Origin of the sequence: Achromobacter sp. Marseille-Q4954, assembly GCF_943737025.1 — a bacterium.
GTDB classification, from domain to species: Bacteria; Pseudomonadota; Gammaproteobacteria; order Burkholderiales; family Burkholderiaceae_B; genus Achromobacter; species Achromobacter bronchisepticus_A.
In genome coordinates this window covers 3,021,762-3,033,559 of record NZ_CALSFQ010000001.1, presented here as the reverse complement: position 1 = coordinate 3,033,559, position 11,798 = coordinate 3,021,762, and the positions used below count along the sequence as shown (strand labels likewise).

12 protein-coding genes are annotated in these 11,798 nt (G+C 68.0%); 4 read left to right on the top strand and 8 right to left on the bottom strand.

The features are described from left to right. Window positions 1-9: 9 nt before the first annotated feature. Window positions 10-174: a rubredoxin gene (locus tag NGK62_RS14280; RefSeq protein ID WP_003814980.1), complete on the bottom strand. Its 165-nt coding sequence runs from the start codon at window positions 172-174 to the stop codon at window positions 10-12. A gap of 155 nt (window positions 175-329) precedes the next feature. Here NGK62_RS14280 and NGK62_RS14275 point away from each other — a divergent pair, with 155 nt between their 5' ends. From NGK62_RS14275 to hemL, 3 genes are read left to right on the top strand one after another with little or no spacing between them, the layout of a single operon-like run. Further along, entirely contained in the window at window positions 330-1,139 is an 810-nt protein-coding gene (locus tag NGK62_RS14275) for a bifunctional hydroxymethylpyrimidine kinase/phosphomethylpyrimidine kinase (RefSeq protein ID WP_118933643.1), read from the top strand. Then, window positions 1,136-1,801: a thiamine phosphate synthase gene (gene thiE / locus NGK62_RS14270; RefSeq protein WP_059377580.1), complete on the top strand. Its 666-nt coding sequence runs from the start codon at window positions 1,136-1,138 to the stop codon at window positions 1,799-1,801. The genes NGK62_RS14275 and thiE overlap by 4 nt, the downstream gene beginning before the upstream one ends. Window positions 1,802-1,806: 5 nt before the next feature. After that, on the top strand, window positions 1,807-3,084 hold the full coding sequence (hemL, locus tag NGK62_RS14265) for a glutamate-1-semialdehyde 2,1-aminomutase (RefSeq protein WP_059377579.1): 1,278 nt from the start codon (window positions 1,807-1,809) through the stop codon (window positions 3,082-3,084). A 34-nt stretch (window positions 3,085-3,118) separates the two neighbouring features. Here hemL and NGK62_RS14260 read toward each other — a convergent pair whose 3' ends face one another. Next, window positions 3,119-3,871 carry a lytic transglycosylase domain-containing protein gene (locus tag NGK62_RS14260; protein WP_118933640.1) on the bottom strand — a complete coding sequence of 251 codons (753 nt, stop codon included), beginning with the start codon at window positions 3,869-3,871 and terminating at the stop codon, window positions 3,119-3,121. Between the two features lie 265 nt (window positions 3,872-4,136). On the opposite strand from NGK62_RS14260, the gene NGK62_RS14255 reads away from it, so the two are divergent. Then, window positions 4,137-5,882, top strand: coding sequence for a flagellar assembly protein A (locus NGK62_RS14255; RefSeq protein WP_251878792.1), 1,746 nt, complete (start codon window positions 4,137-4,139; stop codon window positions 5,880-5,882). 18 nt (window positions 5,883-5,900) lie between these two features. On the opposite strand, the gene NGK62_RS14250 is transcribed toward NGK62_RS14255, so the two are convergent. Genes NGK62_RS14250 through NGK62_RS14225 form a run of 6 tightly spaced genes read right to left on the bottom strand, consistent with a single transcriptional unit; the run spans window position 5,901 to window position 11,660 of the window. Continuing rightward, window positions 5,901-6,707, bottom strand: a complete 807-nt coding sequence (locus tag NGK62_RS14250; RefSeq protein WP_118933638.1) for an SDR family oxidoreductase — start codon at window positions 6,705-6,707, stop codon at window positions 5,901-5,903. A 13-nt stretch (window positions 6,708-6,720) separates the two neighbouring features. Next, window positions 6,721-7,332 carry a cysteine hydrolase family protein gene (locus NGK62_RS14245; RefSeq protein WP_059377573.1) on the bottom strand — a complete coding sequence of 204 codons (612 nt, stop codon included), beginning with the start codon at window positions 7,330-7,332 and terminating at the stop codon, window positions 6,721-6,723. Next, entirely contained in the window at window positions 7,329-7,862 is a 534-nt protein-coding gene (locus NGK62_RS14240; RefSeq protein ID WP_251878790.1) for an aromatic-ring-hydroxylating dioxygenase subunit beta, read from the bottom strand. The genes NGK62_RS14245 and NGK62_RS14240 overlap by 4 nt, the downstream gene beginning before the upstream one ends. Continuing rightward, window positions 7,853-9,199, bottom strand: coding sequence for an aromatic ring-hydroxylating dioxygenase subunit alpha (locus NGK62_RS14235; RefSeq protein ID WP_059377569.1), 1,347 nt, complete (start codon window positions 9,197-9,199; stop codon window positions 7,853-7,855). Before NGK62_RS14235 ends, NGK62_RS14240 begins: the two co-directional genes overlap by 10 nt. 9 nt (window positions 9,200-9,208) lie before the next feature. Next, the gene (locus NGK62_RS14230) at window positions 9,209-10,453 is read right to left on the bottom strand and encodes a dienelactone hydrolase family protein (RefSeq protein ID WP_059377568.1); all 1,245 of its coding nucleotides are present in this window, start codon (window positions 10,451-10,453) and stop codon (window positions 9,209-9,211) included. Window positions 10,454-10,481: 28 nt separating this feature from the next. Continuing rightward, window positions 10,482-11,660: an ABC transporter substrate-binding protein gene (locus NGK62_RS14225; RefSeq protein ID WP_059377565.1), complete on the bottom strand. Its 1,179-nt coding sequence runs from the start codon at window positions 11,658-11,660 to the stop codon at window positions 10,482-10,484. Window positions 11,661-11,798: the final 138 nt, after the last annotated feature.

Genomic DNA, 11,798 nt, shown 5'->3' with positions numbered 1-11,798 from the left:
GCTGAGGCCTCAGATTTCCATCAATTCGAAGTCCTCTTTGCGGGCGCCGCATTCAGGACAGACCCAGTTTGGGGGCACGTCTTCCCAGCGGGTGCCGGGCGCAATGCCTTCGTCGGGCAGGCCGGCCTCTTCGTCATAGACCCAGCCGCAAATCAAACACATCCAAGTACGCATAGTTCTCTCTTACATCAATCCAGGCCCTTGCCCGGCATCAGGGCAAAGGTAAGGGGCTTCCATTAGAATGGGGACAATCTTACCGAAACCCAATAGGGGTTCCCCTGATTCACCGCAAATGAGTCCGGGCGCCCCTCCACTCTAACGCTGTCCAAGTGGCCCCCGTTACTCCCCCTCTCGTTTTGGTCTTCGGTCCGCTCGATCCCTCGGGCTCCGACGGCTTGCCGGCAGACGCCGTCACTTGCGCCAGCCTGGGTTGCCATGGTCTGGCGGCCGTGACCGCGCTGACCGTGCGGGATACCGCCGGCATCGAAGAAATCCATCCCGTTACGCCTGACCTGCTGGACGACCAGGCTCGCTGCCTGCTCGAAGACATGTCCGTGCAGGCCATCAAGGTGGGCGGACTATACACCGCCGAAACCGCCAGCGTCGCGGCGCAGATCGCCGCCGATTACAGCCAGGTGCCGCTGGTCCTGCATCTGGGCCAGCGCGCCCAGCCGCCGGCCGACGCCGCCGACGAGGACGATGCCGACGACCTGCTGGCCGCCACCCTGGAGCTGGTGCTGCCGCAGACGGACCTGCTGATCATCGAGCACCTGCGCCTGGCGCAGTGGCACGCCGACGGTGACATTGATATCGGGGACGCACCGACGCCCATGCACGCCCTGCTGGCGGCGGGCGCGGAATGGGTCCTGGTCCTGGGCAGCCCGCAGCGGCCCGGCCACTACGCCAACATGCTGCTGGGACCCAACGGCCAGACCTCCATCCTGCCATGGCATGCGCCCCCGGACCGCAACGGCGACGCCGGCGGCGTGGCCGCCGCTGCCATTGCGGCCATGCTGGCTCGCGGCCTGGAAATGCCGGAAGCCGTGCGCCAGGGACTGGCGCACGCCGACGCGGCAGTGGCCGCCAGCTTCCTGCCGGGCATGGGCCGGCGCATTCCCAACCGGATTCCCTCCCAATGAAAGCGCTGCGCTTCCCCACTGGCCTCTATGGCGTCACCCCCGAATGGGACGATACCGAGCGCCTGCTGCTGGCGGTGCGCCAGGCCGCCGCTGGCGGCATGCGCTCGCTGCAGCTGCGCCGCAAGAACGTGCCCGACGCCGTGCGCGCCGCCCAGGCCCGCGCGCTGGCGCCGCTGTGCCGCGAACTGGGCGTGGTCTTCCTGATCAATGACGACTGGCGCCTGGCGCTGGAAGTGGGCGCCGACGGCGCGCACGTCGGCCGCGAGGACGAAAGCCTGGCGCGCATCCGCGCCGAGGCCGGCCCCGACCTGATCCTGGGCGGCTCCAGCTACGACGACCTGGGCCGCGCGCAGGAACTGCTGGCCGCGGGCGCCGACTACATCGCCTTCGGCGCCATGTTTGCCTCCACCGTCAAACCCGATACCGTGCGCGCGCCGCTTTCGGTCCTGACCGAAGCGCGCCGCCTGACGGACAACTGCGATGCGCCCCGGCCCGCGGTCGTCGCCATCGGCGGCATCACGCCCGACAACGCGCCGCTGGTGGCGCAGGCCGGGGCCGACTCCATCGCCGTCATCACCGCGCTATTCGAGGCGCCCAGCATCCGCGCCGCCGCGGCCGCATGCTCCGCGCCGTACTCCGACAACCCCAACCGCAAGCCTTGAACGCCATGTCCAGTAACGCCCAGCTTTTCGAACGCGCCTGCCGCAGCATCCCCGGCGGCGTCAACTCGCCCGTGCGCGCCTTCCGCTCCGTGGGCGGCACGCCGCGCTTCATCAAGCGCGCGCAAGGCCCGTATGTGTGGGACGCGGAAGACAAGCAGTACATCGACTACGTCGGTTCCTGGGGCCCCGCCATCCTCGGCCACTCGCATCCTGAAGTGGTGCGCGCGGTGCAGGAAGCCGCGGTCAACGGCCTGTCCTTCGGCGCCCCCACCGAAGCGGAAATCGAGCTGGCCGAAGTGCTGATCTCGCGCCTGCCTTCGCTGGAGCAGGTGCGCCTGGTCAGCTCGGGCACGGAAGCGACCATGACGGCCATCCGCCTGGCCCGCGGCGCCACCGGCCGCGCCAAGATCGTGAAATTCGAAGGCTGCTACCACGGCCATTCGGACAGCCTGCTGGTCAAGGCCGGCTCCGGCCTGCTGACCTTCGGCAACCCCAGCTCGGCCGGCGTGCCGCCGGAATTCGTCTCGCACACGCTGACCCTGGAATACAACAACCTGGACGCCGTGCGCGAGGCTTTCGCCCAGCATGGCGCCGACATCGCCTGCATCATCGTCGAGCCGGTCGCCGGCAACATGAACCTGATCAAGCCGGCCCCGGGCTTCCTGGAAGGCCTGCGCGAAGTCTGCACGCAGCACGGCGCGCTGCTGATCTTCGACGAAGTCATGACCGGCTTCCGCGTCGGCCCGCAAGGCGTGCAGGGGCTTACCGGCGTCAAGCCCGACATCACCACGCTGGCCAAGGTGATCGGCGGCGGCATGCCGGTGGGCGCCTTCGGCGGCAGCGCCGAGATCATGAAGAACATCGCCCCGCTGGGCGGCGTCTACCAGGCCGGCACGCTGTCGGGCAACCCGGTGGCCGTGGCCGCGGGCCTGGCCACGATGCGCCTGATCGCCGCTCCGGGCTTCTACGACAAGCTCGCAGCCCAGACCGCCAAGCTGGCCCAGGGCCTGCAGGAACGCGCCCGCGCCGCCGGCCTGGCCTTTTCGGCCGACTCGGTGGGCGGCATGTTCGGCATCTACTTCAGCGATAAGGTCCCGACCTCGTTCGCTGAAGTCTCGGCCTGCGACACCGCGGCGTTCAATCGCTTTTTCCACGCCATGCTGGACCACGGCGTGCATTTCGCGCCGTCTGCCTTCGAAGCGGGCTTCGTCTCGGCCACGCACGATGACGCGGTGATCAAGTCCACCCTGGACATCGCCGAAAAGGTCTTCGCGTCCATGTAACGACGCCGGGGAGCCGGCCTGCGGCCGCTCCCCTTCAAGGCGCCTTGTAGTGCTCGTACAAGGCGGTCACATCCCGCACGTACGCCTGGGTTTCCGCATAGGGCGGCACGGCGTCGTATTTGCGCACCGCTCCTTCCCCCGCGTTATAGGCCGCCAGCGCCAGATCCAGGCGACCGGGATACTGGTCGATCAGCCGGCGCAGATGGCGCGACCCCGCGTTCACATTGGTCGCCGGATCCACCAGCGCCGTCTCCACGTCCGTCACCGACAACAACGGCGCCGCGGTGGCGGGCATCAGCTGCATCAAGCCCAGCGCCCCCTTGGGGGAGCGGGCGTCGCTGCGAAAGCCCGATTCGATCGCGATCACGGCAGTCAGCAAGGCCTGATCCACGCCCGACTCCCGGGCTGCCCGGGCAATCAGCCCGTCATGCGCCTGCGGTACCTTCAGGTCTCCCCAGCGCTGCGCGCGCGACGCGGAGGCCAGCGTCACCAGGCGTGCGCCATCGCCGGACTTGGGCTCGCATTCCAGGCAGACCTTCATGCCGCTGCCGCGCCAGGCAGTCCTGGCCTGCGCCCGCTTGTAATACTTGGCGTAGCCCGTGGGCACCTTCATGGAACGCCACACGCCGTAGGGATCCTTGTAGCGGTAGATGTCGGCCGCCTGGGCGGAGCCGGCGGGCGCCAGCGCCAGAATGCCGGCCGCCAGGGCTGCCAGCGCCGCCATGCCCGCGGCGCGCGCCGCGAGGGCGCGCAGGGCCGGCAGGACAGAACGGGGATGGCGGTGCATGGGTGGGCTCCGGCGGCGTCCGAAGACGTGTAATCGAGCTCCTATGCTGCTGCGGCAACGCCCATTTGTCGCTAGTACCGACGCCCTAGTCCTGGCCGAACGGTCGCCGTCCCAGGAGCAAACAGGGGCAGAACTAGGGCATGCGGTGGAATTTTCCCTGCCTACTTTCCAGTAGCCCATGGCGCTTACGCTAGAATATGACTTAATATTTCCTATAATTACTAAATAATTTCACCTGACAGAAACACCAGGCTGGAGAGGCAAGATGGACGCAGAAAACACGCTCCAGCTGACGCTGGACGCCACGACCAACGTCCTGACGGCGGTCTACACGCCGCCCGCACGTCCCGATGCAGCGGATTCCGCCCTGGCGTCCCCCTCGCCAGCCGAGACGGACGGGGCGGCCGCCCTCGAGGCCGAGGCCAGCGTCGCGGTCGCGGACGACGACGAACCAGGCCCCCAAGCCAATGCCGACCTGCCCAGCTGGGACACGCTGGCGACGGTGGCCGTCGCTCAGGGCTGGGGCGCCGAAGCGCTGGACAGCCAGGCCGTCCTGACCTTCATCGACCTGTGCCGCCACGCCAACGAACCCGTGCGGGCCCCGGTTGGCCAGGTCGTCGACGGTTCGCTGGAACTGGAACTGGACGCCGAGCGCATGTCCGCCCTGCTGACCCTGCTCCCGCCCAAGGGGGGCAAGCCCGTCACGCTGGAAGCCGTGCGCCAGGTGCTGGCCGAGCGCGGCATCGTCCACGGCATCCTGGAACAGGAGCTGATCGACACCGTCACGCAAGGCCGCCGCGAAACCACGCAGATCGCCCGCGGCACGCCGCCCACCCGCGGCACCCCGACGCGCTTCGAAAGCCTGCTGGACCGTCTCAAGCCCCGCGGCCAGGACATCGACGAACTGGCCCAGGTGGACTACCGCGACCTGGGCAGCCTGTTGCTGGTCACGCCCGGCATGCCGCTGATGCGGCGCACGCCGCCCCTGCCCGGCGTCGACGGCAGCACCGTGCTGGGCGAACCGATCCTGCCCGACGAGCTGCCTGACACGCCGTTCGCCAGCGACCTGTCCGGCGCCGCCGTCGACCCGGAAGATCCGCTGCTGCTGCGCGCCACCATCGCCGGCACGCCCACCCTGGTCAGCCACGGCGTGCAGGTCAATCCCCTGGTCGAGGTCGACGCCGTCAACCTGAGTACCGGCAATATCCATTTCGAAGGCTCGCTGCTGGTACGCGGCGACATCGCCGCCACCATGGAAGTCCACGTGACGGGCGACGTGATGGTCAACGGCACCATGGAAGCCGCGCTGGTCGAGGCCGGCGGCAACGTGACGGTCAAGGGCGGCGTCATCGGCCTGGCCGAAGCCCTGCAAGACGCCACCGCCGCCGCACGCACCGCGCGCGTCGTCTGTGGCGGCGCGCTGCGCGCCAAGTTCATCGAGAACGCGGTCATCAGTGCAGGCAAGGACGTAGACGTGGAGCGCGAAGTCCGCCAGAGCAGCATCGCGGCCGGCGGCAGCGTCAACGTCGGCCCGCCCAACACCCAGCAAAGCGCCATCACCGGCGGCCAGACCCGCGCCATGCAGGCGGTGCGCGCCGGCACCATCGGCTCGCCCTCGGGTATCCCGACGCTGGTGCAGGCCGGCCTGGATCCGCACGCCGACATCAAGCGCTCGGCATTGGCGCGCAAGCGCCAGAAGATGCACGAGGAAAAATCCAAGCTGGAACAACTGCTGATGTTCCTGAAGGCCAATCCTCAGCGCGCCCCGGGCGACGTCGCCGACCGCGCCCGCAACACCCACGTCAAGCTCAGCCAGGACCTGCTGGCGCTGGACGCGGAGGAGGCCCAGCTGGTGCTGGACCTGCAGCCCCTGGCCAGCGCCACCATCCAGGCCGCGCGCCGCTTCTGCGGCGGCGCGACGATTCAGGTGGGCAACAAGGTGCAGGAATTCCTGGAAGATCAGATCGGCGGCAAGGCCGCCGTCGAAGAAGGGCAGATCGTCATCCGCTGACGCCGCCAGCTGGCGCCTTCAGGGCGCCAGCTCCTTGAACCAGGCGCGCGGCGAAATGCCGCGGTCCGGCCCCAGGATGGAAAAGCCGCCGTCCACGGGTATGTCCACCCCCGTCATCCACGAAGCCGCGTCGGAGCAAGCGAAGCACACGGCCGCGGCGATCTCCTCGCCCGAGCCGACCCGCCCCAGCGGATGGAAATGCGCTCCCACCGCGTCCGCCGCCGGACGCGAACCGCCCGACAACTGTTCCACCGACGGCGACCAGGTCCAGGCGGGCGACACCGCCAGCACGCGTACGCCAGCCGGCGCCAGTTCCACCGCGAAGTTCTTGGTGATCTGCAGCAGCGCCGCCTTGGACGCCGGATAAAGCGCGCGCCCTGCCGCGCCGAACTTGCCGCCCGTGCTGCCCATGTTCACCACCACGCCGCCGCGCGGCAGCAGCGGCGCAGCCATTTGCGTGAAGATGGCCGCGGACACCAGATTGGTGTCCAGCGTGCTGTGCCATTCCGCGCGCGACGAGGCCAGGCCCCGGTCCGCGTACTGGCAGGCGTTGTTGACCAGGATATCCAACCGCCCGAAGCGCGCCACGGCGGCGTCGATGCAGCGCTGTATCTGGTCGTCCTGCCCGATGTCGGTTTCGCAGTACAGCGCGCGGCCGTCCAGCTCATTTTCGAGCTTGCGGCCGGCCTCGGCATTGCGCCCGACCAGCACCACGTTGACGCCGGCCGCGGCCAGGCCGCGCGCGATGTCCGCGCCCAATCCCTGGGTGCTGCCGGTGACGATGGCGGTCTTGCCGGCCAGCCCGGGAAAGCCTGTGAAGTCCATGATGAATCCTTGATCAATGAGGCGCGGCGGCCCAGCGCACAGCTTCCGCCACCGGCCCGGTTTGCGCAATCAGGCGCATGCTGGCCAGCGACGCGTCATGCACCGCCGGGTCGGCGGACGCGCAGGCGTCCTGCGCCACCATGACTTCGAAACCGATGTCGGCCGCATGGCGCACCGTGCCCTCCACCACCGAATGCGTGGCGACGCCCGCCACCACCAGCCGGCGCGCGCCCAAGAGCCGCAGCGTCTCTTCCAGCGGCGTGCCGTAGAAGGCGCTGATGCGGGTGTGCTTGACCACGAACTCGCGCGCGCTGCCCGCCAGCGGCTGCAGCCCCTCGTAAAAGGCGCTGCCCCACTGCCCCTCCGGCACCGCGCCGATGGCGGCCACGTTGCGGAAGATGGGGCAATTGGCCATCAGGTCGGCGTAGTCCGGCCGGAACGCGATGCGCACGTGCACGATGGGCAGGTCATGCGCCCGCGCGCCCGCCAGCAGGGCCGCCGCATTGTCCAGCAGGCGCTGGCGCGCCCCGCTGTCCGCATCCAGGCCGACACGGATCTTGCCCTCGGGATGCAGCACGTCGTTCTGGAAGTGCAGCGCCAGCACCGCGGCATCGGTCGTGGTCACACGAACACCTCGAACACGTCGTGCACGTCGTCGCAATTGACCAGATCCACCCGCTTCATGCGGATGCGCCAGCTATCGCCCTCGGCGGCCAGCTTGTGGGTATAGCGGCCCGCCAGCTGACGCGGCTGGCGCTTGCGCCATTCGGTCATCTGGAAGGTGGAATGCACCACCAGGTTGCCGCCCGCGTCCACGCCCTCGATCTCCACCGCGCCCACCAGCCGCGCGCTGCGCGTGGGCGGCTGCTGCGACCAGTTGCGCGGATGCTCCAGCCGGCGGATGCGCACGTCGCGCAGCATGCGGTCTTCCCAGAACAGCGAGATGTGGTCATACGGACTTTGCTGGCCCGGCACGCGCGGCATCCAGTACATGCCGTCGGCGGTCCACAGCGCCTGCCAGTCGTCGTAGCGGCGCTCGTCCAGCAGACGAGCCTCGCGATACAGGAACTGCGCGATGCGGTGGTAGGCGTCGGCCGGCACCTCGGCCGGCGACAGGCCTGCCGTGCTCACGTCGAAATCAAGGTCTAGCAGCATGAGCGGTCTCCGGTGGCGGCGGCTTCCGTGGCAGCGGGGCCGGCTTCCATATAGGTCTTCCAGGCGTCGAACTGGTTGCGCATGGGCAGTTCGCTGGTGCCGTTGACCGACACCAGGCCTTCGCTATCGCTGCGGTCGCTGCCGTGGTAGCGGTGCATGCTGACCCATTCGCCGCCGCGTGTGGCATTGCCTTCCTGGCAGCGGTTGTAGAGTTCGATGTCGTCCGGCATGACGTTGGACGAAGGCGAGTTGATGACGTTGGCGTACAGCATGGCGCGCTTGAACACCCCGTCCGGCGCTCCCTTGCAGCGGAAGGTCTGGATCTCGATCATGGTGCGGTCCACGGCGATGGGGCGGATCACGCGGAACTGCTGGAACACCGTGTGGGGCGAGCCGCTGCCGTAGATCACCGTGTTGTGGCGGTTCATGCCCAGGATCTCGCGCGCGCGCGTCTCGCCGTAAGCGGCGGTCAGGGTTTCGAAATGCGCGCGCGACACCGGGTCGCGCTCGGCCGCGCCCGGATTGAAGATGCCTTCCATGTAGCCGTGGCCGTTGGGATAGGCGCGCAGCTCCAGCTTTTCCCAGAATTCGTAGGGTTCGCCGTTGCCGTCCATGATGTGCAGCTCCAGCGGCATCTCGCCCATTTCCTTGGCCTCGTCGCGGGCCGCGGCATATGACGATTCATGCGTGACGCGGGCATGCATGGTGTCGTGCAGGTTCTCGTAGAACACCTTCCAGTTCGAACGCTGCATGACGCGGAAGATGCCGCCGGCCACTTCCACCTCGCCCACCGGCGAACGGTCGCAGAGGTTGTCGATCGACGAGCGCACGCCGCCCAGGAAGTCTTCCAGCGCCGGGCCGTCCTTGGCCTGGCTGGCGAACACGAAGCCGCGATAGCTTTCCACGCGCGCCACCCGGCGCATCGAGAAGGACGGATCGGCGGGATCGTAGGCCGTACCCTCCAGCCCCTGCTTCAACGGCACGCCCAGATGGCTGCCGTCCAGCTTGAAGGTCCAGGCGTGGTAAGGGCAGCGGAAGAACTTGCCGACACAGCCCTCGCCGTCGGCCACCACCTTGGCGCCCTTGTGCGGGCAGCGGTTGTACAGCACGTGCACGCGGCCGTCGGTGGCGCGCACCATCAACACGTCCTGGTCGCCCAGGCGCGTGGTGTGGTAATCGCCCGTCTTGGGCACCTGGCTTTCATGCCCCACGTAGATCCAGGCGCGGCCATAGATCCGCTGCATCTCCAGGTCGAAGATGGCGGGGTCGGTGTAGACGCCGCGGTGCACGCTGTCGCCGCGCACCATCGCGGCCAATTGCTCTTCGGTGTATGACATGTCCGGCTCCTACTTGTTCTCGCTTTCTTTCCAGCGCGCCATCAACGTGTTCGACGGCAGGGTCTCGTCCAGCAGCTTGGCGGCGGTCTCGCGGCCGGCCACGGGCAGGCCCTTGGGGTCCAGCAGGCCCACCTGCACCAGCACGCTGGCCTGGTCCCAATAGATGTGCTCGTGATAAAGCTTGTCGCCGCGGAACTTGACGATGGCGATCAGCGGAATCTCCACATACTTGCCAGTGGGCTTCACGCCCGGCAACAGCCAGTCGATCTCGGTGGTGTGCGTAAAGCAGAACAGCAGCTCGTCCACGATCTGCGTGGCGCCCACCGTGCGCGACAGCGGCACCAGGCGCGTGTCGGGCGGATTGCTGTTGACGAAGTGGTGCTGGTAGAAGCGGCTCAGTTCCTTGTGGCCCACGCCGCCGGTCATGGTGGGGATGTGGTTCACGTAGGGTTCGGCCACCATGGTGGCCATCGTGGCCGCCACGTCGCGCGTGCCGAATTCGTACTCGCAATGCTTGTCCCAAAGGTACGAATAGTCGAATTCCGGCCCGATGGCGCGCTGCAAGGCCGCCATGCTGCGCTGGTGTGCCATCAGCGCCGACGGCTTGTCGTAATGGTCGCCGCCCGTGCGTGCGAACGCATGGTCCATGCCCGGATAGACGTAGATCTGCACCCCGGGCTTGTTGCCCAGCGCCTCCAGGATGCGCTGGCGCGCCTCGGGCGGACAGAAGCCGTCCTGCTCGGCGATGTGCAGCACCAGGCGGCCGCGCAGTTGCGACGCTTCGTCCAGGCTGTTCTCGATACCCACGCCGTAGTAGCCGATGGCCACATCCACGTCGGTGCGGCAGGCGGCCAGGTAGGCCAATTTTCCGCCCAGGCAATAGCCCAGCACGCCGACTCCGCCCTGCTGCTCGGACAGCCCGCGCAGCGCGGCGATGGTGGAAGCGATGTCCTTCAGGCCCAGCTCCACGTCGAATTTCTGGTAGAGCTCGAAGGCGCGCGGCATGTCGGCCGGGCCGTCGGTCAGCTGGATGCCCGGCTGCTGACGCCAGAACAGGTCCGGCACCAGCACCACATAACCTTCCTCGGCCAGCAGCTGCGCCGCGCGGCGCATGAAGTCGTTCACGCCGAAGATCTCCTGGCACAGCACCAGGCCCGGGCCGTGCCCGGACGCCGGCACGGCCAGATAGGCGCCGAAGGACTTGCCGTCATGCGAGGCCACCGTCACTTCGCGCGTCGTGATGTTCTGGGTCATACGTATCTCCTTGTTGCGGATGTCCGCCCTACTTCATCTGGCAGGCTGCGGCGAAAGGGTCCTGGTACTGGGTCAGCACCGTGCCCGACAGCTTATTGGACAACTTGCCCCCCGCCCCCGCCTCGACGATGCGCAGGTAATAGTTCTGCACCGGATACTGGTTGCGGTTGAATTTGAAATCGCCGCGCACCGACTTGAAATCCGCGCGCCTCAGCGCCGGACGCAGCGCATCCGCCTCCAGCTTGCCGCCGGTCTGGCGCACCGCGCTATCCAGCAGCATGGCCGCGTCATAGCCCTGCGAGGCATACAGCGTGGGGCTGCGGTTGTAGGTCTTCCGGAAATCCTCGACGAACTTGCGGTTGGCCGGGTTGTCCAGGTCCGATGCCCACTGCGAGGTATTGCGCATGCCCTCGATGGGCGCGCCCACCGCCGCGATGGTGTCCTCGTCGCCCGAGAAGCCCGGCGCCAGCAGCGCGATCTCCTTGGACAGGCCGGCGCCGTTGAACTGCTTGATGAAGTTCACGCCCATGCCGCCGGGCAGGAAGAAGAACACCGCGTCCGGCTTGCTGGCGCGCAGGCGCGTGATCTCCACTCCATAGTCCAGCTGCCCGAGCTGGGTGTAGATCTCTTCGGACAGGCCGCCCTTGTACAGGCGCTTGAAGCCGTTGAGCGATTCGCGCCCGCCCGGATAGTCCGGCGCGATCAGCGCCACGCTCTTGTAGCCCTGGTCGGTGGCGTACTTGCCCATCGCGGCCGGGATGTCCTCGTTCTGCCAAGCCACCGCGAAGAAATTCGGATTACAGCCCGCGCCCGCATAGTTCTCGGGGCCCGTATTGGTGCTGAGGTAGATGGTCCCCGATTGCAGGATGGCCGGCATCACCGGCAGCAGCACGTTCGAGAACACAATGCCCGTCATGACGTTCACGCGGTCGCGCTTCAACAGCCGCTCCACCGCCTGGCGGCCGGTGTCCGCCTTCTGCTGGTCGTCCGCCACCACCACTTCGGCCGGTAGTCCGCCCAGCTTGCCGCCGGTATGCTGCAGCGCCAGATTGAAGCCATCGCGGATCTCGTTGCCCAGCGCCGCGCCCGGCCCCGACAACGTGGTCAGCAAGCCGACCTTGACCTTGTCCGCCGCCACGGCGCTCGCCGCCGCCGTCATGCACACCAGCGCAGCCAGCGCGCGCCGGCTCCATAGCTTTTGATTCATGAGCCACCCCGTTTTTCCCGCCCGGCCTGGCCGGCGGAAAGTTGACAGAACCCGTCTGCCGTCGGTTAACGCATGCTGCCGAACAACGCCGCCAGCTTACGCGCCGCGGCGGCGCCCTCCAACCAACACGCGAAGGGC

What these genes read in the sequence shown, in the direction of transcription:
- NGK62_RS14235 (WP_059377569.1), bottom strand. Translation starts at nt 9,199, where the DNA reads ATGTCATACACCGAAGAGCAATTGGCCGCGATGGTGCGCGGCGACAGC.
- NGK62_RS14250 (WP_118933638.1), bottom strand. Translation starts at nt 6,707, where the DNA reads ATGGACTTCACAGGCTTTCCCGGGCTGGCCGGCAAGACCGCCATCGTC.
- NGK62_RS14225 (WP_059377565.1), bottom strand. Translation starts at nt 11,660, where the DNA reads ATGAATCAAAAGCTATGGAGCCGGCGCGCGCTGGCTGCGCTGGTGTGC.
- NGK62_RS14240 (WP_251878790.1), bottom strand. Translation starts at nt 7,862, where the DNA reads ATGCTGCTAGACCTTGATTTCGACGTGAGCACGGCAGGCCTGTCGCCG.
- hemL (WP_059377579.1), top strand. Translation starts at nt 1,807, where the DNA reads ATGTCCAGTAACGCCCAGCTTTTCGAACGCGCCTGCCGCAGCATCCCC.
- NGK62_RS14230 (WP_059377568.1), bottom strand. Translation starts at nt 10,453, where the DNA reads ATGACCCAGAACATCACGACGCGCGAAGTGACGGTGGCCTCGCATGAC.
- NGK62_RS14280 (WP_003814980.1), bottom strand. Translation starts at nt 174, where the DNA reads ATGCGTACTTGGATGTGTTTGATTTGCGGCTGGGTCTATGACGAAGAG.
- thiE (WP_059377580.1), top strand. Translation starts at nt 1,136, where the DNA reads ATGAAAGCGCTGCGCTTCCCCACTGGCCTCTATGGCGTCACCCCCGAA.
- NGK62_RS14255 (WP_251878792.1), top strand. Translation starts at nt 4,137, where the DNA reads ATGGACGCAGAAAACACGCTCCAGCTGACGCTGGACGCCACGACCAAC.
- NGK62_RS14260 (WP_118933640.1), bottom strand. Translation starts at nt 3,871, where the DNA reads ATGCACCGCCATCCCCGTTCTGTCCTGCCGGCCCTGCGCGCCCTCGCG.